Here is an 18,728-nt window from a genome sequence, read left to right on the forward strand (position 1 = left end):
CCTCATGCCTGCGCCGCAGCCGACTCCGGCACATCGACCGCATGCACATGCTTTCGCAGGCGCAGCAAAGCCTGGGCTTCGCGCAGGCCGGCGCGGGCCAGGATGTCGTCATCTGGCAGGCCGGCGTCCAGCCAGCGAACGATGCACGAGTTGCGCAGCGTCATCGGCCCGGCATGCGCCAGCACGGTGTCGGGGTAGCGCGGCCCCAGCGTGCTGCTCACATGGCGGTTGGCCAGATGAAACAGCGCGCGCGGCGTCAGCCGGCCAGCCTTCTTGCGCGAGACAAACAGTGGCGTGCCGGCGTCCTGCGGCAGGGGCAGCGCGCTACGCACGGTCAGCCAGGCGAGCACGGCGGCGCTGGCCTCTTCGGGCAAGGTGATGCGCCGGTCCTGCGCCTTTCGGGCGCCGCTGAGGTCCAGCATGACCGGCGGCGCGTTTGCGCTTAAGGCTGCTTCCTCTGCCGGCCACAGTTCGCCCACGCCATGGCTGGAACCCAGCCGGGGGTGCTGCACGTCGCCGATGTCCAGCCCGGCGAGTTCGGCCACGGTCAGCGCCGACTGCATCATCAGCCGCAAGATCGCCTGGTCGCGCACCTCCAGCCAGGGCTGGTCCTGCGGCGGCGGGTCGATGGGCGGCGGCACGGCCTGCAGCAGCGCATCCCAGTCGAGCGCATGGAACACCAGCGAATCCATCTGCTCGGTCGGCGACACCGACGCACCAGCATCGACCGGGTTGTCGGCCACCCAGTCCTGCGCCTGGGCAAAGGCATAGATTTTTTTCAGCACGCGGTAATAACGGCGCTGGGTCACGGTGCTGACATGGACCATGCCGCGCGCCTGCCCGCGCGGGCTCAGGGCTTCCAGGTAGGCGCGCACGTCAGGCGATTTGGCCTCGTTCCAGGCCAGCGGGCCGTGCGACAACAGGAATTCGGTCCAGCCGGCCCACAGCGAGTGGTAAGACGCCAGCGAGCGTGGCGACAGGCCACCCTTGCGCTGGGTGGCGCGCTCCAGCGCCCAGGCCTTGAAGACGTCTTCGGTGGTGGAGGGAAACGGAAGTTTGCTCATTGCTTGTCGGTCAATCCATGTTGCTCAAAAACCTCGCGCCAGGCGGCGAGCTTGCGTTCAAACGACCAGGACGCATTGGCCGGGCTGGTAGACGGGAGTTTGTGAAATAGTACCCCCACGCTTTTCACTTCGTGTAATGCGCTGCCCCCCGAGGGGTCCGCTGCGCCTCCAGTCCGGCAAAGCCGGTCCTGCGGCCCCTGCTTGGCCAGAGGAGATGCCACGCCAGTCAGCGCAGCACTGACATGGCGCGCATGTTTAAAGCTTTCGCCGCCATTGTGCGCAATCGCCTGCAGGTCGGGGCACCAGCAGCGCAACTGCGAAAAATCATTCACCTGGGGCTTGCGGATGCTGCTGTCCAGGCTGCCTTCGCGCTCGCAGGCGGCGTACACGTCCCACAGGCCCAGACCCCTGTCCAGCAGCCATTCGCTACGGATTTTATAGCTATTAGCGCCCGTGGGTAGTGCGCAAGAGGGCCAAATGGCTTGCAAAATTCGCCAGAACCGGTTTTGCGGGTGGCCGTAGTACTGCTGGGCAGCCAGCGAGGCCGCGCCCGGAAAGCTGCCCAGGATCAGCAGCCGGGTGTTGCCGGAAACCAGCGGCGCCAAGCCGGTCAGCACGGCAGCAACCCCCTGAGCCGGGGAAAAGCCTGCAGCGCATTGGCCGTGGTGGCCCGCGCCAGCGCCTCGGGCGAGATGCCGCGCAGCTGCGCCAGCATGCCGGCGATGCGCGGCAGTTCGGCCGGCTCGTTGCGGCCCTGGCCCTGCCCGACCTCGCGCTGCTGCGCCGTGCGGTAAAGCCAGTGCGGCGGTATGTCGGGCGAATCGGTTTCCAGCACCAGCGCGTCCAGCGGCAACTCGCTGGCCAGGCGCCTGATCTGCAGGGCCGAGTCAAACGTCACATTGCCGCCAAAGCCGAGCTTGAGCCCCAGCTTGATGAATTCAGCCGCCTGCTGCTCGCTGCCGTTGAAGGCGTGGCCAATGCCGCGCCAGCCACACTCGGGCTTGAGTTCGCGCAGGTGCATGAGCAGCTTGTCGGCCGAGCGCCGCACATGCAGCATCACCGGCAGGCCGTGCTTGCGCGCCAGCTTGAGCTGCTCGCGGTAGAAAAATTCCTGCCGCTCGCGCATCGGGCTTTGCTTGAGCGCCGGCTCGAAATAATCGAGTCCGATTTCGCCGACCGCCACCAGGCGCGGGTCGTCCCGCCGAAGGCCCAGCTCGGCATCCAGCGCCTGCAGGTCGGCGTCCTGCGCGCCGGGTACGCACAGCGGATGAATGCCCAGCGCATAGCTGTCCGAAAAACGATGCGCGAGCAGCCGGACCGCCTCGAAATTGCTCACTGCCACGGCCGGCAGCACGCAATGCCCTACGCCTTCGGCCGCCGCCCGTGCCCGAACAGCGCCCAGGTCGGCGGAAAACTCGGCGGCGTCAAGATGGCAATGCGTGTCGATCCAGAAGGTCATGAAGGTTTGGCAAGAAGATGGGGCGGGCCTGGTCCGGCATATTGACATACAAATGAAACCGGCACAGGCCCTGTTTTTCAATGTGAAATGCCACATGCGCCCTGGCGCTGCCGCGCGAACCCGTGCTTCCTGAGACCAGTTGAAACAAACCGAAAGCGGTTGTTTCACAAGCCCATGCCATGGCCTTGGGCGTGTGCAGCCAAGCCAAAATCATGATACGGTGCATTCCTTGTCCCGCCGGTTTTTGACACAACCTTACAGGTGAACGGATGCGCAGGCCTGCCCTCTACAGTAGCTCCCAACGCCAGCGTCCCGTGCCGGGACCGGCGGGCACTGATGACCCCGGACCTGCGCCGGCGCCAGAAAACAAAGGACCGGAGCAGCCCTTATCAAGCACCGCGCGCTTCACGCGTCACCTTTCAGTGCATAACATCCACCTGCTGTGGTCGGTGGTCGGGCTGCTGGCCCTGCTGCTGGCGATCAGCCTGTTTTCCTCGCTCCAGCCTGGCGCCCGCAAGCTGACCCAGAAGGATATCAACGCGGCCGTGCTGAAAACCCTGGAAACGACAGTGCTGCCTTCGCCGGCGGTGAAGGCCTACGAGGCCATCATTCCGTCGGTCGTGCGGGTGGTCGGGCTGGGCAAGCCGACCAAGGACAAGGACGGCGACGAGCACACCGGCCGCAGCGTGGGCACCGGTGTCGTCATCATGGACAAGGGCATCATCCTGACCAACCTGCATGTGGTGCAGGGCGCGGAAACCATCAAGCTCACCTTTGCCGACGGGCTGGAGACCACCGCCAGCATCACCGGCGTGCAGCCCGAGAACGACCTGGCTGTGCTGCAGGCGCACAAGATTCCCGACGACCTGACAGCCGCCACGCTGCGCTCGACCGCCGACCTGGCGCCGGGCGACGGCGTGGTGGCCGTGGGTTATCCGTTCGGCATCGGCCCATCGGCGTCCAGCGGCGTCATCTCGGGACTCAAGCGCACCTTTCGCTCGCCCGAGGGCGAGCAGGCCATCACCAACCTGATCCAGTTCGATGCCGCCGCCAACCCCGGCAACTCGGGTGGCCCGCTGGTCACCATGGAGGGCGAGGTGATCGGCATCGTGACCGCCATCTACAACCCGAATCAGCAGCGCTCTTTTGTCGGCATCGGTTTCGCCGTGCCAATTGAAAATGCCGCTGCGGCTGCCGGCATGCATCCTTTTTGAAGGTTCCTGAAAGGCTTTTCTCCATGGATTCGAACCGTTTCGAGCACTCTGCCGCCGCCGGCCACGACACCGCGCAACTGATGGAGCAGATCCTCTACGAGGTCAAGCGCGTGGTGGTCGGGCAGGACCGCTTCCTGGAACGCGTCATGGTCGCCATCCTGGCGCAAGGCCACCTGCTGGTCGAAGGCGTTCCCGGCCTGGCCAAGACGCTGACGATCAAAACGCTGGCTGAAACCATTCGCGGCCAGTTCAAGCGCATCCAGTTCACGCCCGACCTGGTGCCGGCCGACCTGGTGGGCACGCGCATCTATAACCAGAAGACCGGCGACTTCAGCACGTCGCTGGGGCCGGTGTTCACCAACCTGCTGCTGGCCGACGAGATCAACCGGGCGCCGGCCAAGGTGCAAAGCGCGCTGCTGGAGGTGATGCAGGAGCGGCAGGTGACGATTGCCGGCATCACGCACAAGGTGCCCGCGCCCTTCCTGGTCATGGCCACGCAGAACCCGATCGAGACCGAAGGCACCTACCCGCTGCCCGAGGCGCAGGTGGACCGCTTCATGATGAAGGTGCTGGTGGACTACCCGACCGACGAGGAGGAATTCGTCATCGTCCAGCGCGTCACCGGCCCGGCGGTCGCAGTGGCGGCCGTGGCCAGCACCGAGCAACTGGCCGCGCTGCAGGCCGAATGCCGGCGCATCTATGTCGATCCGTCGCTGGTGCAGTATGCGGTGCGGCTGGTATCGAGCACGCGCTACCCGGACAGGCACGGCCTGGACGAGCTGGCGCGCTTCATCACCTTCGGCGCCAGCCCGCGCGCCACCATCAACCTGACCGAAGGCGCGCGCGCGCTGGCCATGCTGCGCGGCCGAAGCTATGCACTGCCCGAGGACATGACCGACCTGATTCCCGACGTGCTGCGCCACCGCCTGGTGCTCTCGTATGAAGCGCTGTCCGAAGGTTTTTCCGCCGACCGGATCGTGGACAAGATCATGGCCAGAATCCCGCCGCCCGCCAAGCCACTAGCCCATGAAAAACTCGTGGCCTGAAGGCCCCCACGCTCCGCCGCTGCGCGGGTCGCTGCCCCCCGAGGGGGCCGCCCCGTCTACGGCCCGGCAAAGCCGAATACATTGCCCCCACGGTCGCTCACTGCGTGTAGCATCCTGCCCCCCAAGGGGGCCACACCGCCTGCGGCCCGGCAAAGCCGGTTCCACGGCTGAAACTTGTACGTACCGAAGGCTGAGCTTGTTTGACTCCGGGACACCAAAGAATGCTTGGAGGATTTTCCATGCCTAAGTTGGCGCCGGCTCCGCAACCGCCCATCGCATCAGGCCCTGCCGAAAGCGCTGACCACTTGCTGCGACGGCTGGAATGGACGGTGCTGCGCCGGCTCGACGGGCTGCTGCAGGGCGACTACCGCACGCTGCTGCGCGGCACCGGCATGGACCTGGCAGACCTGCGCGAATACCAGTACCACGACGACGTGCGCCATATCGACTGGAACGTCACGGCGCGGCTACAGCAGCCGCATGTGCGCGTGTTCACCGAAGACCGCGAGATGAGCGCCTGGTTTTTGCTCGACCTGAGCCCGTCGATGGATTTCGGCTCCAGCGAGCAGCGCAAGCGCCATGTGTTGACCGACTTCGTGGCCGTGCTGGCGCGCCTTTTGACGCGTCATGGCAACCGCGTCGGCGCCCTGCTCTACGGTTCGGGCGTCGATGCTGCGCTGCCGGCGCGCGGCGGCCGCGACCATGTATTGCATCTGCTGCACACGCTGCGGTCGCGGCCCGAAGCGCCCAGCGCGGGGCCCACACGCCTGCATGAGCTGCTGGAGTCGGCGGCCAAGCTGGTGCGCCGGCGTTCCACCCTGTTCGTGGTGTCGGACTTCATCACCGAAGCGGGGTGGGAAGCACCGCTGGGGCAACTGGCCCAGCGGCATGAAGTGGTGGCGGTGCGCCTGCTCGACCCGCTGGAACTGGAGTTGCCCGACCTGGGCCTGATCCCGATCCTTGACGCCGAAACCGGCGAGCAGCTGCTGGTCGATACCCATGACGCCGGCTTTCGCAAGCGCTTTGCGCGCATTGCCGCCCAGCGCGAAGCCGACCTGCGCCAGTCGCTGGCGAGTGCGGGTGTGGACACGCTGGAACTTTCGACCGACGACGATCTGGCGGGCGCCATCATGCGATTTACCGACCTGCGCAAGCAGCGCAGCCGTTTGTGCGGCGCGCTTGCGGCATCAAGCCGGCTGCCGGCCCACCTGGCCCGTGCAGGCTGAACTGCGTGGAGATACCGCCATGACACTTCCAATGACTTTTCTCTGGCCCCAGTTTCTGTGGCTACTGCTGGCCCTTCCGCTGCTGGTGGCCGTGTATCTCTGGCTGCTGGGCCGCAAGAAAAAAATGGCCCTGCGCTATGCCAGTTTGTCCATCGTGCGGGAAGCCATGGGCAAGGGCCAGGGCTTTCGCCGGCATGTCCCGCCGCTGCTGTTCCTGCTGTCGCTGGCCGCCATGCTGGTGGCATCGTCGCGCCCGTTCGCCGTCGTGACGCTGCCATCGCAAAATGAAACCATCATCCTGGCGATGGATGTGTCGGGCAGCATGCGGGCGACCGACGTGCTGCCCAACCGGCTGGTGGCGTCGCAAAATGCCGCCAAGGCCTTCCTGGCCGACCTGCCGCGCGGCGTGCGCGTCGGCGTGGTGGCCTTTGCCGGCACCGCTGCCGTGGTGCAGCCGCCCACGCTGAGCCGCGAGGACCTGACGGTGGCGATCGACAAGTTCCAGCTGCAGCGCGGAACGGCCATCGGCAACGGCATCATCGTGTCGCTCGCCGAGTTGTTCCCCGATGCGGGCATCGACCTGGAATCGCTGGAAACCGGCCGGGACCGCAAGCGCGGCCTGTCGCTCGACCAGGCCGGGAAGGACGACGCCAGCGGCAGGAAACCGTTCACGCCGGTCGCGCCCGGCTCCTACAACTCCGCCGCCATCATTTTGCTGACGGACGGCCAGCGCACCACCGGCGTCGATTCGCTTGACGCGGCCAAGGCGGCAGCAGACCGGGGCGTTCGTGTCTACACGGTGGGCATTGGCACGGTGGAAGGGGAAACCATTGGTTTTGAAGGCTGGTCGATGCGCGTCAAGCTGGATGAGGAAACGCTCAAGGGCATTGCGCGCGCCACCCAGGCCGACTACTTCTACGCCGGCACGGCGGGCGACCTGAAGAAGGTCTACCAGACGCTGAGTTCCCGGCTGACGGTGGAGAAAAAGGAAACCGAGATTTCCGGCCTGCTGGCGCTGGCCGCCGCCCTCCTGGGGCTGCTGTCGGCCAGCTTGTCGCTGCTCTGGTTCAACCGGATTTTGTAATCGGCGAAACTGAGTTCAAAGCGCCAGGGCCAGCGCCATCAGCAGGCCTTGCAGGTTGGCGGCGGCAATCGTTGCCTTGATGGCGGGCACCAGCCGCCCGGGGCGGTCCGCGTCGCGCAGCAACTGCCGGCCCGCCTTGAATGACAGCGCGGCGGGCAGCAGGCCCAGCGCGCAGGCCACCGGCAAAACCCCCAGCACAACGGCGGCGGCAAGCCAGAGGTAGGCCGTTGCCGCCAGCGCCACATAGCCCCAGCGCGCCTGACGCGTTCCGAGCCGAACCACCAGCGTGCGCTTGCCGGCGGCGGCGCCGGCCCGGGCATCAGGAAACTGGTTCAGGTAAAGAATGGCCGCCACCAGCAGCGCAAACGGCAGCCCGGCCACCAGCGGGCGGGCTGCCAGTTCGCCGCGCTGGACAAAATCGGTGCCCAGCACCACCAGCAGCCAGCCGGCCACGATCGCCGCCTCGCCTGCGCCGCGCGCCATCAGCTGCAAGGGCGGCGCCGAATAGGCCCAGGCCACCAGCAAGCCGGCCAGACCGATCCAGACCAGCCCGCCCGCGGAATGCGCCGTGAGCCACAGGCCCGCTGGAACCACCGCTGCCAGCAAGCCAAAGCCGTAGCGCCGGGTTTCGCGCAGGCTCAGCACACCGTTTTGAATGAAGCGGCTGCCGCCGGTGAAGGGAAACAGGCGCGACGGGTTGCCGGCATCCGAGCCGTTCAAGGCATCGTAATAGTCGTTGACCACGTTCGCCCCGGCATGCGCCACCAGGGCAAACAGCACGGTGATCAAGGCTTTGACTCCGTCGATTGAAAGACCGTCAGCACTGGCGCTGCCCAGGCCGATCAGCGCACCGGCCAGCGTGACGCTGAGAAACGCGGGTCGTGTCGCCGCCGCATAGCGGGCCAGGGGGTTGGCAAAACGCTGGAGGCTGGGTTCAAGCGGGTTCATGGCGCCAGTCGAAAGAAACGGTCAAACCATGATATCCGGCGAACCGCGCGCCTGGCGACGCTTGGGCACGCCACTGGCCGCCACAACCGACCTTGGGCAGCCCGCAAGCGTTTTTTATGCCAAAAAGGCCTTTTACGCAAGCTCCGTATGCGTGGATAGCTATTGTTTAAATAGCATTAAACGGCTGGTGTATTCATGTCGCCCGGCGAGCCCTGGCCGGGCAACGGCTATTTGCGCGTCGTTTTTTTCTTGCGGCTCGCAGCGGCGAGCGGAAACATCGCGTCCGTCCACGCCTTGGTCGCCTGCCGGCTGTTTTTTGTCGCTTCGCGCTTGACGGCGGCGGTCGCCTGGCCCCGCGCCGCGCCGGCGATCTTGTTGGCACCACTGAGAAACATGCTCATAAACGGATTTTTCATGACAGCTACTCCTTTAAAAATGGACTGTTTCCAAACGGGAAAATTCCCTTGCCTTCATCAACTTCAATAGAACAATTCGGCCAGATCGACCGTGGAACGCTTGCCGATATCGCCGTAACTGGCTTCCAGCCAGGTCCGGGCCCGCTCGCGTCCCAGGTTCCTCAGCAGTTCAAAAAACGCCATGTTCGCCGCGAGCTTGGTCTCGGTCTTGAAGTCATGCATCTGCTCCTGCGCGTCGATCACGTGGAAGTTCAGGCGGACCAGGCGGCGCTCCAGCCGGCCGATGGGAAAAAACGATTCGCTGGCGTACTCGCGGGCATGGGCAAACATGCGCATTTCCCGCAGGAAGGTCGAATTGAAGGCCAGTTCGAGCACCCGGTCCTTGATTTCCTGGACGCTGTGCGGTGTGCCCTTGTGCTTCAGGGGCGTGAGCAGCACCATCAGGATGTCGCTGGTCTTGCACTCGTAGAACAGCGGATAGATCGCCGGATTGGCGGCATAGCCTCCATCCCAGTAAGGCTCGCCGTCAATCTCGACCGGCCGGGCCATCTGCGGCAGGCAGGCCGAGGCCAAGATGGCGTCGGCGCTGATCTCCGGCGAGCGGAACAGCCGGACCTTGCCTGAATTGGCATTGGTCGCGGCAATGTAGAGCTTGACCGGGCTTTCACGCCGCAGGCGTTCGAAATCGACCTGCGCCAGCAAAATCTTGCGCAGCGGATTGACATCGAAGGGGTTGAGCTGGTGCGGCGAAAAGTAATGGGCAAACTGCAGCATCATCTTGAACGCCGGCACCAGGCTGACGTTCTGGCCGTCCTTGGACGGGATGGCAATTTCAAACGGCAGGCTGCCGGCTACCTGGGACCAGAACGCCTGCAGCGCGGCCCGTGCGCCCTCGCGGCCGCCGGTCATCAGGCCCTGCGCCAGGACCACCGCGTTCATGGCGCCGGCGCTGGTCCCGCTGACGCCCTCGAAATTGGTTCGGCCGTCTTCCAGCAGCTGGTCGAGCACCCCCCAGGTGAAGGCGCCATGGGCGCCTCCGCCCTGCAGGGCCAGGTTGATGGTTTGCTGGCTGCGTCTTCCAAAAAGCAAAAGTGCCTCCTGACGGTACTTGCGCACTACGCCCGAGGTTCAGGCGGATGCGGCTATGTTGCAGTGCAGCATAACATTGGAGACAGGGATGCGCTACGTCAGGAATTGTCCTGAAAGTCCGACAGGCAAGCACCCGGCAGCGCTGCAGGCACGGCTTCAGGCGATGACATGGCATTCGCGCCGCAACAGCGCAAGGGCATCCTTGCGTGCATAGGTCGAATCGCTTTGCAGCGTGGCGCCGGCCTCCTCGACAAAATCTTCCCAAAGCGCCAGGTAGGCGTCCTGGTGCTCAGCGGGTGCATGGTCAACGATGTACTGGCTGGCCAGCTCGGGCCTGAAACCGGGCGGGGGACCCGGCTTTTGCATCTTGCGCACCAGCGCGGCAGCGGTTTTTTCGCTCATGACGGTTTTGGGTGCGGCAGCGGCCGCCACGCAGACCAGCAGGGTCAGCAGCGAGCCATCGTCGCAATTGCCGCCCGTCACCTTGTCCCAGGCGGTTGAGACCGACTGCTCGTGGTAATGCATCTCGCTGGCGATGTCTTCCACCCAGAAATAGCGGCCCAGCAGCGGCGCATGGTGGTGTTCGCTGTCATTGGCAAACAGCGCCCGGCAGGGCAGCGCGCCGTCCAGGATTTGCGGCAGGTCGGCCAGCACCGACTTGCGCACCGCCTGCACCACGCCCCGCAATTCATCGGGCAAGTCCTGCGGAATCGTGACCGACAGCGTCTGCGCCCGGGCGCTGGCGGCCTTTTGGGTCTTGACCTCGCTGCGGGCGCGGGCGGCCTGGTATTTCTTGCGCAGGTCGGCCACCATCTTTTCAAACTCGACCCAGTCGGGGAATTCGGTGCGCCGGGTGGCCAGCGCCAGCAATGCGCTGCGGATCACCGCTTCGGCATGGGTGTGCGCGTCTTCCAGCGCCAGGGCGTCCAGGCCCAAGTGTTCGGCCAGCCACACGGCTGCGTCTTTTTCCTGCTGGATGGGCAGTCGCCGGGCCAGTTCGGCCTGGTAGTCTGCCAGGCTTTTCAGCGACCATTCGGCCAGCCCTTTGGGCGGGCCGGCGGCATCAAGGCTGCTCTCCAGGCTGGCATGAAAGCCGGTGCTCTCGGGCAGCGCGAGCAAGGCTTTGAGCATGTCCGATCCACCCTTGGAGCGCGACAGGAAGGAATGGTCGCGCAGCGACTCGGCGGCCTGGCGCAGGTCGCCGCCGCTGGTGGCCTGCAAGTACAGGCTCACAAGGTTGACGATGCGGTCCCTGGCTTTTTCAATGTCCGGACGCAGGTTTTCGTTGCCGAAGTAGCGTGCAATCTGCACCATGCCCTTGGGCGCGTCAAGGCGGATGGCGTCCAGTTTCGCGCTGTCGATGATGCCGTTTTGCATGCCGAACTGCAGCGCTTTTTCAAAAAACGGACGCGCGTCGTAGAGCGAAACCGGCGCGGGGGAAACAGGGGAATCGGGGGCTGAAGGGTTCATCGTCATGGTGAAGGGTGCTGTCCGGGCGGCGCCAGCGTCAGATCGCCGATTCCTCGTCCGAGTCGCGTGCGGCCGGCGTGGCCTGGCCCCGGTCGGTGTCGCCAGTCTCGACCTTGCCGTCGTCCTCGTCGTCCAGCGACTCGTCGCCTTCCGCGCCCAGGTCGTGGGCGCGCGCCTTGGCCCGCAGCACGGTCAGCATCTCGATGAACAGGTCCGGGTTCTGATAGCGCAGCAGCCAGGCCAGTTCCATCCAGTCGTGGTCGGCCACCTCGTCCTGCTCGACCTGCGGCCGTTCGTAGCTTCTGGCCTGCAGGTCGGCCTTGGAGATCAGTTCGCCGGTATCCTTCATCGCGTCGAAGCTGCCGTTGAAGGCAAAGGCCTCGATGCGGTCCCATTTTTCGGTGAAGTAGTCGGCCAGCGCTTCGCTGCCGCCTTCCAGGTCGCCGATGGCGTTGAGGAACTCCATCGGGTCGGCGTCCTCGCGAAAGATGATGGAATTCATCATGCCGCGCAGATGGGTGCGCGTCAGGTCCTTGTACTGCTTTTCGATGACCACGGCGCGCGCGAACTGCTCGGGCGTGACCAGCAGGTTGACCACCGATTCCCTGGAGTTGTCGTATTCGCGGATGACGGCCAGGATGTCCTTGGCCGGCAGCATGTCGAGCACCACCATCAGCGCCGCATCGCCTTCGGTGTCGGCCAGTTCGACCAGCGCACTTTCAGCGCCGACGATGTCGCCGGCGGCAATCAGGGTCTGGGTTTTTTCAATCAGGGCAAGGTGGTTCATACGGGTTACGGTGTGTTTTTCAAAAAAAATCGGCGCGTCAGTCTTTGCGGTCAAAGCCCTGGCCTTCGAGCCAGCTGGCGCCCGCCTCTTCGCGGTCTCTGGCGTCACCGCGCACCTCGTCGCTTTCGTGGTCGTTGAAATCGTCCTGGACATCGGTGTCGTCGTTATCGTTGTTGTCGCTGTCTTCGTAGCGGGCGTCGTCGCCCTGCCCGGCCAGGGCCGCGTCCGGCTTGCCCGCCATGTAGTGCAGACCCGCCGCCACCGTCAGAAACCACTCGCCGCCAGGGGCTTTCAGGATGATCTGGGCCAGTTCGTGCGCCCACGGGGTCAGCTCTATGCCACCCGACAGGCTGGCCCACTCGGGAAACTCGTCGGATTCATGGCTGAGCAGGTGGTCCATCACCGCAGGCTCGGTGAAGCGCAGGCCCTGGTGAAAGACGACTGCCACCATCTCGGGGCTGAGTTCCATCATCTGCAGCAGAAAGCCGATTTCCCGGCGTTTTTCGGCCAGCCGCTGGCGCAGCACGTCGCGGCCTTCGGAGTCAAACGTCAGGTCGTCCATTTCGGCGCGGTAGGCCGAGCGCAGGTTGCGGAAAAACGGGGAGATGTTCATGTTGGGGTTGGTTTTCAGAGCAGGGAATTGAAATAGTTTTGCCAGATTCCCTGCGCGGTCTCCAGCGGGCTGTCAAGCAGGTTGCGCCGGCGGTTGTCGTCATAGGCCTGGCGGCGGTCGGCATCGGACAGCACTTCGTAAGCCTGCTGCACCGCCCGAAAGCGCGTGGCGGCTTCCGGCGCGGCGTTTTTGTCAGGGTGCCAGAAGGAGGCCTTCTGGCGAAAGGCTTTTTTGACATCAGCCAGCGTCGCCGCGCTGCTGAGCCCAAGGGTGGTGTAGTGATCCGTCATGCGTTTATGGGGAATTTCCTTGCAGCGAAGCGATGGGCGGGCGGCTTGCCGCACACTGGCATGCCAGATTCAAGCGCGACTGAGGCGCGAGCCGTGCTGCCGCAATGCGCGACGCGCAACCGGTGATTATGCTTCAGGGGTGCCATTTCAGCAGGGAGGAACGGTTGACCAGGGGCCATCCTGGGCGCAGCAAGCCATCAACCCGTCACCGCTTGCACGGCAGAAATGTCTGAATTCGAATTGCAAAGTAATGTAAACAGCGTCAACTGGCTAGGCTGGACGGTCGTTAATAGGTTGATTACAACGATACCGTTGTATCAATTAATTTTAACTAAAGGCTTACCATGAACAAGTTACTCGCTTCCCTGATCGCCGGTCTGTTTGTTTCCGGTGCATTCGCCCAGGCGCCTGCCGCGCCAGTGGTTGCGCCTGCAACGCCTGCCGTCGTGAAAGCAGAAGTCAAGGCTGACAAAGCCACCGTCAAGGCGGTTGAATCCGAAGCCAAGGTGGATGCCAAGGCCAACGCCAAGGTTGAAAAATCCGAAGTGAAGTCCGGCGATGCCAAGGCCAAGGCACACGCAAAAGCCAAAAACACCAAGGCAAAAGCCCATGCCAAGGTTGCCAAAGCTGAGCCAAAAGACAAGGTAGCGGCACAAGCCAATGCCGAAAAAGTCGATGCCAAGGCCGATGCCAAAGCCGACAAGGCCATCGTCAATGCCACCGCCAAGACCGACAAGGTGAAGGTTGACGCCACGGCGGACAAGGCCAACGCCGCATCGGCCACCACGGCCGTGAAAGCCGAAGGCAAGGCTGATGTGAAAGCCGCCACCGTCAAGTAAGCGGTTCCCGCGCTCTTGAAAAAGACAGGCTTTGCCTGTCTTTTTTTATGGCCGTTGGCTTTTGTCCGCGCCAGCCATGAAGACTTGCGGGCTCACGCTTCCGACAGCTTTCCCAGCACCAGCCGCAGCTGCCTCCCGCAGCGCGCCGCCAGCGCCTCGTCGTGCGTCACCATGACAAAGGCCGTGCCATGTTCCCGGGCCAGCTTGAGCATCAGCTGGAACACGCCGTCGGCCGTCGAGCGGTCCAGGTTGCCTGTCGGCTCGTCGGCCAGCACGCAGGCCGGCTGGGTGACCAGGGCCCGGGCGATCGCGACGCGCTGACGCTCGCCGCCCGACAGTTCGGACGGCCGGTGGTGAATGCGGTCCTCCAGCCCCACGCTGGCCAGCATCCGGCGGGCGACCTGCGAGGCCTGGGCGCGGTCCTGGCGGCGAATCCACAGCGGCATGGCGACGTTGTCCAGCGCGCTGAACTCGGGCAGCAAATGGTGAAACTGGTAGACAAAACCCAGGTGCCGGTTGCGCAGCTCGCCCTGTTCGGCGGGCGACAGGCTGGACAGCACCTGGCCTTTCAGCTCGACCTGCCCGCTGGTCGGCGCATCCAGCCCGCCCATCAGGTGCAGCAGCGTGCTTTTGCCCGACCCCGACGTGCCGACGATGGCCAGCGTCTCGCCGCGATGCACCTGCAGGTCCACGCCCTGCAGCACCGTCACGTCGAGCCGGCCTTCGGTGAAGCGCTTGGTCAGGCCACTGGCGCGCAGCACGACTTCGCCGGGGAGCACAACTCCGAGTCCGTCCAAGTCGGAGCCGCGGATCTGGCTTTGCCAGTCCGCAGGCGCAACGGCCCCCTCGGGGGGCGGAGAACCACTCGAAGTGGAAAGCGTAAGGGTCATGGCAGTGTCAAAAGGAATTTTTTGCAAGCAGGGGCCGCGGAACCGGCTTCGCCGGACCGCAAGCGCAGCGCCCCCTCGGGGGGCAGCGAACCACACGAAGTGGGGAGCGTGGGGGTCTTATTCATAGCGCAGGGCCTCGGCAGGATTGACGCGGCTGGCGCGCCAGCTGGGATAAATGGTGGCCAGAAAAGCCAAAATCAGCGAGATCACCACAATCGGCATGATGTCGCTGTACTGCGGCTCGCTGGGCATGCGGCTGATCAGGTAGATGTCTTTCGGCAAAAAGCTGGCGTTCAGCAGCCGCTCCAGCGCCGGAACGATCACATCGATGTTCACGGCAATCCCCAACCCCAGCAGCAGGCCCGACAGCGTGCCGATCACGCCGACCATCGCGCCCTGCACCATGAACACGCCCATGATGCTCTTCGGGCTGGCGCCCAGCGTGCGCAGGATGGCAATGTCGGCGCGCTTGTCGGTCACCGTCATCACCAGCGTGCTGACCAGGTTGAACGCAGCCACGGCGACGATCAGCGTCAGGATGATGAACATCATGCGTTTTTCCAGCTCGACGGCGGCAAACCAGGTCTTGTTCTGCCGCGTCCAGTCGCGGATCAGCAGGTCGCCGCTCAGCGTTTTAGACAATTCCAGCGCCACCTGCCGCGCCTGGTGCAGATCCTTGAGCTTGATGCGGATGCCGGTCGGCCCTTCGAGCCGGAAAATCCGCGCCGCGTCGTCCTGGTGCATCATGACCAGCGCCGAGTCGTATTCGAAATGGCCCGAGTCAAAGGTGCCCACCACCGTCATCTGCTTCAGGCGCGGCACGACGCCGGCCGGCGTGACCTGGCCGCTGGGCGCGATCAGCGTCACGCTGTCGCCTTCGCGAACGCCCATGGCCCGGGCCAGTTCGCCGCCCAGCACCACGCCGAATTCGCCGCTGACGAGCTTGGGAAACGACGTTTTTTCCAGTGCCACCGCCAGGTCGGTCACCTGGCCCTCCAGCAGCGGGTCAATGCCCCGGACCAAGGTGCCTTTCATGTCCTCTCCACGCGCCAGCAGGGCCTGGGCAGCTATGAAAGTTGCAGCGCCGACGACATTCGGATTGGCCCGTATCTCGGCCAGGGTTTTTTGTGGATCGGCTAGAGCCCCGCCGCCGGGCGCGAACACCTCGATGTGCGAGATCACGCCCAGCATGCGGTCGCGCACTTCCTTCTGAAAGCCGTTCATGACGCTGAGCACAATGATCAGCGCCGCCACACCCAGCGCAATGCCGAGCATGGAGACGCCTGAAATAAAGGAAATAAAACCGTTTCGCCGGGTGGCGCGGCCGGCGCGGGTGTAGCGCCAGCCCAGAATCAGCTCATAGGGGATTTGCATGGCAGCGATTGTGGCATCCCGGACAATAGGCCGATGCGCCCTGACTCGACTCCCCATTTATTGATTCCCCTTGCCGCCTGCAGCGCCGAAGGCTGGTTGCCCACCCTGGAGTCGCTGCCGCCGGACCGCTTCAAGCGCCTTGGCCAGCTGCTGCAGGGCATGAAACTGGTGCAGACCGACACCCGCGATGCCGAGTCGCTGTCGCCGCCGCACGAGCGCGCCCTGGCCGGCGCCCTGGGCCTGGCCGCGCCGGACACCCTTGACGGCCTGCTGCCGTGGGCCGCCAGCGAGGCGATGGAAGGGCTGCAGGCCGGTCCGGACAAAGCCTGGGCCTGGATCACGCCGTGCCACTGGGCCATGGGACACCTGCATGCGACGCTGAGCGACCCGGCGCTGCTTGATCTGCGGGAGGACGAATCGCGCCGCCTGCTGGCGCTGATGCAGCCCTATTTTGAAACCGACGGCATCACGCTGCACTTCCAGACGCCGGGGCGCTGGCTGGCCGAGGGCGAGCTGTTTCGCGGCCTGCCGACGGCGTCGATAGACCGGGTGCTGGCGCGCAACGTGGACGCGTGGCTGCCGGACACGAAGAGCGCTGCCCCCTTGCGGCGTTTGCAAAATGAAATGCAGATGCTGCTTTATACGCATCCGTTCAATGACGAGCGGGAGACTCGGCGCCAGTTGCCGGTCAATTCGTTCTGGATCAGCGGCACCGGCGCATTGCCTGCCCCGGCCATGCCATCAGGGCAAGGGCCGCAGGTCAGCGTGCCACGCAGCCTGGCAGAGGCGGTTTTCCGGGAAGACTGGGCCGGCTATGCGCAGGCCTGGGCCACGCTGGAGGCTGGCGACATTGCCGCGATGCTGGCCCGGCAGCGCGCCGGCGAGTCGGTGCGGCTGACCTTGTGCGGCGACAGCAGCGCCAAGACCTTCGAGACGCACCGCGCTGGCCTGTGGAACAAAATTTCAAGCCTTTTCAGCCCTTTGCGCACGCTGGACGTGCTCAAGCAGCTATGAAAATCATAGTATCCATTCATTCTTCAGGCAGCACATCATGAAAATCCAGGTACGCGACGTGCCCCCGCGCAGCGTCTGGGCGCTGCAGCAGGCCGGCATCCATCCCTTGCTGGCGCAGCTGTATGCCGCGCGCGGCGTCCACGGACCCGACGAACTCGACGACGGACTGGCGCGGCTGCTGCCGCCGTCGTCACTCAAGGGAGCGCGCGAAGCGGCCATGCTGCTGGCCGATGCCATGGCCGCCAACAAGAACATCTGCGTGGTCGCCGACTACGACTGCGACGGCGCCACCGCCTGCGCCGTGGCGCTGCGCGGCTTGAAACTGCTGGGCGCCCGGACCGTCAGCTACCTGGTGCCCGACCGCATCATCGACGGCTACGGCCTGACCGCGCCGATTGCCGAGCGGGTGAAAGCCCTGGGTGCCGATGTGCTGGTCACCGTGGACAACGGCATTGCCAGCATCGACGGCGTGGCGCGCGCCAGGGCGCTGGGCATGCAGGTGCTGGTGACCGACCACCACCTGCCCGCGCTGTTCAACGAGCAGATCGGCCTGCCCGACGCCGACGTGATCGTCAACCCGAACCAGCCCGGCTGCAGCTTTGAAAGCAAGTCGATTGCCGGCGTCGGCGTGATGTTCTATGTGCTGCTGGCGCTGCGCGCCGAGTTGCGCGCGCGCGGCGCCTTCACCGCCAGCGAGCAGCCCAAGCTCGACACGCTGCTGCCGCTGGTGGCGCTGGGCACGGTGGCCGATGTGGTGAAACTCGACGCCAACAACCGCCGGCTGGTCGCACAGGGGCTCAAGCGCATCCGGGCTGGCGTGCTGCCCGCCGGCATCGCCGCCCTGTTCAAGGCCGCCGGCCGCGTGGCGACGACGGCGACCACCTTCGATTTCGGCTTTGCGCTCGGCCCGCGCATCAACGCCGCCGGCCGTCTGGCCGACATGACCTTGGGCATTGAGTGCCTGCTGACCGATGATGCGGCACGGGCCGACGAGCTGGCCACGCTGCTCGACAGCATCAACCGCGAACGCCGCAGCATCGAATCAAGCATGCGCGACCAGGCGCAGCTGGCCGCCGACGCGATGATCGACGAGGACGAGGAACCGCCGCCGGCGATTGCGATCTTCGACCCGGAATTCCATGAAGGCGTGGTAGGCATCGTCGCCTCGCGCATCAAGGACAGGCTGCACCGGCCGACCTTCGTGTTCGCTGCCAGCCAGGCGCCGGGCAAGGAGCATGAGCTGAAAGGCTCGGGCCGTTCGATTCCGGGTTTCCATTTGCGCGACGCGCTTGACCTGGTCGCCAAGCGCCATCCGGGCGTGCTGCTGCGTTTTGGCGGCCATGCGATGGCGGCCGGCTGCACGATTGGCGAGGAAAATTTCGAGCTGTTCGAGCACGGCCTGCAGCAGGTCGCGCGCGAGTGGCTGGACGCCGCCACCTTGATGCGCCGCCTGGACACCGACGGCCCGCTGGCGCCCGAATACCGCCGCGCCGACCTGGTCGATACGCTGCACAAGGAAGTCTGGGGCCAGGGTTTTGCCGCGCCGACCTTCAGCGAAGAGGTCGAGGTGATCTCGCAGCGGCTGGTGGGTGACGACAAGCATTTGTCGCTCAAGCTCAAACATCGGGGAGAGCCGGTGGACGGCATCTGGTTCGGCCACACCGACGCCCTGCCCGCGCGCGTCACGCTGGCGTTTCGGCTCGATACCAATGAGTGGAAAGGCGTGCGGCGCGTTCAGTTTCTCATCGAAGCGGCGGAAATTCAGCCCCCAAAGCTGTAAGGGATTTGTCCGACGATTTTTCAGTCGGGCTGCCTACAGCCGCAAACCGCCCCGGCGGCAATGATCGATGTTCATAAGGAGCCCGTCTTGGTGCGTCCAGTGTCCCAGAGAGGAAATCATGAACA

Annotated in this window: 20 protein-coding genes; 7 read left to right on the forward strand and 13 right to left on the reverse strand. The window is 64.9% G+C overall.

Annotation, left to right across the window (positions count from 1 at the left end):
• Positions 1-2: 2 nt before the first annotated feature.
• Genes EC86_RS0111050 through EC86_RS28785 form a run of 4 tightly spaced genes read right to left on the reverse strand, consistent with a single transcriptional unit; the run spans position 3 to position 2,749 of the window.
• Positions 3-1,064, reverse strand: a complete 1,062-nt coding sequence (locus EC86_RS0111050) for a tyrosine-type recombinase/integrase (protein WP_029525688.1) — start codon at positions 1,062-1,064, stop codon at positions 3-5.
• Positions 1,061-1,681, reverse strand: coding sequence for a DNA-deoxyinosine glycosylase (locus EC86_RS0111055; protein ID WP_036772104.1), 621 nt, complete (start codon positions 1,679-1,681; stop codon positions 1,061-1,063). Before EC86_RS0111055 ends, EC86_RS0111050 begins: the two co-directional genes overlap by 4 nt.
• Positions 1,675-2,523 (reverse strand): TatD family hydrolase, encoded by an 849-nt coding sequence (locus EC86_RS0111060; protein ID WP_029525690.1) that lies wholly within the window; start codon positions 2,521-2,523, stop codon positions 1,675-1,677. Before EC86_RS0111060 ends, EC86_RS0111055 begins: the two co-directional genes overlap by 7 nt.
• Positions 2,489-2,749, reverse strand: coding sequence for a hypothetical protein (locus tag EC86_RS28785; protein WP_156955299.1), 261 nt, complete (start codon positions 2,747-2,749; stop codon positions 2,489-2,491). The genes EC86_RS0111060 and EC86_RS28785 overlap by 35 nt, the downstream gene beginning before the upstream one ends.
• Positions 2,750-2,792: 43 nt before the next feature.
• On the opposite strand from EC86_RS28785, the gene EC86_RS0111065 reads away from it, so the two are divergent.
• The 4 genes from EC86_RS0111065 (at position 2,793) to EC86_RS0111080 (ending at position 7,093) form a co-directional block, all read left to right on the forward strand.
• Positions 2,793-3,737, forward strand: a complete 945-nt coding sequence (locus EC86_RS0111065) for a S1C family serine protease (protein WP_029525691.1) — start codon at positions 2,793-2,795, stop codon at positions 3,735-3,737.
• A gap of 23 nt (positions 3,738-3,760) precedes the next feature.
• Positions 3,761-4,783 (forward strand): AAA family ATPase, encoded by a 1,023-nt coding sequence (locus EC86_RS0111070; RefSeq protein ID WP_029525692.1) that lies wholly within the window; start codon positions 3,761-3,763, stop codon positions 4,781-4,783.
• A 239-nt stretch (positions 4,784-5,022) separates the two neighbouring features.
• Positions 5,023-6,009 carry a DUF58 domain-containing protein gene (locus tag EC86_RS0111075; RefSeq protein WP_029525693.1) on the forward strand — a complete coding sequence of 329 codons (987 nt, stop codon included), beginning with the start codon at positions 5,023-5,025 and terminating at the stop codon, positions 6,007-6,009.
• A gap of 31 nt (positions 6,010-6,040) precedes the next feature.
• Positions 6,041-7,093 (forward strand): VWA domain-containing protein, encoded by a 1,053-nt coding sequence (locus EC86_RS0111080; RefSeq protein ID WP_029525694.1) that lies wholly within the window; start codon positions 6,041-6,043, stop codon positions 7,091-7,093.
• A 15-nt stretch (positions 7,094-7,108) separates the two neighbouring features.
• Here the strand turns inward: EC86_RS0111080 and EC86_RS0111085 are convergent, their stop codons facing one another.
• The 7 genes from EC86_RS0111085 to EC86_RS0111115 all read right to left on the reverse strand — a co-directional run bounded on the left by EC86_RS0111085 (position 7,109) and on the right by EC86_RS0111115 (position 12,706).
• Positions 7,109-8,041, reverse strand: coding sequence for a prenyltransferase (locus EC86_RS0111085; RefSeq protein WP_029525695.1), 933 nt, complete (start codon positions 8,039-8,041; stop codon positions 7,109-7,111).
• Between the two features lie 227 nt (positions 8,042-8,268).
• On the reverse strand, positions 8,269-8,457 hold the full coding sequence (locus tag EC86_RS0111090; RefSeq protein WP_029525696.1) for a hypothetical protein: 189 nt from the start codon (positions 8,455-8,457) through the stop codon (positions 8,269-8,271).
• Positions 8,458-8,520: 63 nt separating this feature from the next.
• A complete protein-coding gene (locus EC86_RS0111095; RefSeq protein ID WP_029525697.1) occupies positions 8,521-9,546 on the reverse strand; it encodes a patatin-like phospholipase family protein in 1,026 nt (341 codons plus the stop codon).
• A 156-nt stretch (positions 9,547-9,702) separates the two neighbouring features.
• Positions 9,703-11,022, reverse strand: a complete 1,320-nt coding sequence (locus EC86_RS0111100) for a hypothetical protein (RefSeq protein WP_029525698.1) — start codon at positions 11,020-11,022, stop codon at positions 9,703-9,705.
• A 31-nt stretch (positions 11,023-11,053) separates the two neighbouring features.
• A complete protein-coding gene (locus tag EC86_RS0111105; RefSeq protein ID WP_029525699.1) occupies positions 11,054-11,803 on the reverse strand; it encodes a hypothetical protein in 750 nt (249 codons plus the stop codon).
• A 37-nt stretch (positions 11,804-11,840) separates the two neighbouring features.
• On the reverse strand, positions 11,841-12,416 hold the full coding sequence (locus EC86_RS0111110) for a hypothetical protein (protein WP_029525700.1): 576 nt from the start codon (positions 12,414-12,416) through the stop codon (positions 11,841-11,843).
• A gap of 14 nt (positions 12,417-12,430) precedes the next feature.
• Complete coding sequence (locus EC86_RS0111115) at positions 12,431-12,706, reverse strand: DnaJ domain-containing protein (protein WP_029525701.1); 276 nt, start codon at positions 12,704-12,706, stop codon at positions 12,431-12,433.
• A gap of 344 nt (positions 12,707-13,050) precedes the next feature.
• Here EC86_RS0111115 and EC86_RS0111120 point away from each other — a divergent pair, with 344 nt between their 5' ends.
• Entirely contained in the window at positions 13,051-13,545 is a 495-nt protein-coding gene (locus tag EC86_RS0111120; protein ID WP_029525702.1) for a hypothetical protein, read from the forward strand.
• Positions 13,546-13,637: 92 nt separating this feature from the next.
• Here EC86_RS0111120 and lolD read toward each other — a convergent pair whose 3' ends face one another.
• Together lolD and EC86_RS0111130 are read right to left on the reverse strand one after the other, a co-directional pair.
• Complete coding sequence (lolD, locus tag EC86_RS0111125) at positions 13,638-14,435, reverse strand: lipoprotein-releasing ABC transporter ATP-binding protein LolD (RefSeq protein ID WP_084181543.1); 798 nt, start codon at positions 14,433-14,435, stop codon at positions 13,638-13,640.
• Between the two features lie 117 nt (positions 14,436-14,552).
• Complete coding sequence (locus EC86_RS0111130) at positions 14,553-15,809, reverse strand: lipoprotein-releasing ABC transporter permease subunit (protein ID WP_029525704.1); 1,257 nt, start codon at positions 15,807-15,809, stop codon at positions 14,553-14,555.
• 33 nt (positions 15,810-15,842) lie between these two features.
• On the opposite strand from EC86_RS0111130, the gene EC86_RS0111135 reads away from it, so the two are divergent.
• Both EC86_RS0111135 and recJ read left to right on the forward strand, forming a co-directional pair.
• Complete coding sequence (locus EC86_RS0111135) at positions 15,843-16,823, forward strand: hypothetical protein (RefSeq protein ID WP_029525705.1); 981 nt, start codon at positions 15,843-15,845, stop codon at positions 16,821-16,823.
• A 37-nt stretch (positions 16,824-16,860) separates the two neighbouring features.
• Positions 16,861-18,603 carry a single-stranded-DNA-specific exonuclease RecJ gene (gene recJ / locus EC86_RS0111140; RefSeq protein WP_029525706.1) on the forward strand — a complete coding sequence of 581 codons (1,743 nt, stop codon included), beginning with the start codon at positions 16,861-16,863 and terminating at the stop codon, positions 18,601-18,603.
• Positions 18,604-18,728 lie beyond the last annotated feature (125 nt).

The organism is Polaromonas glacialis (genome assembly GCF_000709345.1).
In the GTDB taxonomy this organism is placed as follows: domain Bacteria; phylum Pseudomonadota; class Gammaproteobacteria; order Burkholderiales; family Burkholderiaceae_C; genus Polaromonas; species Polaromonas glacialis.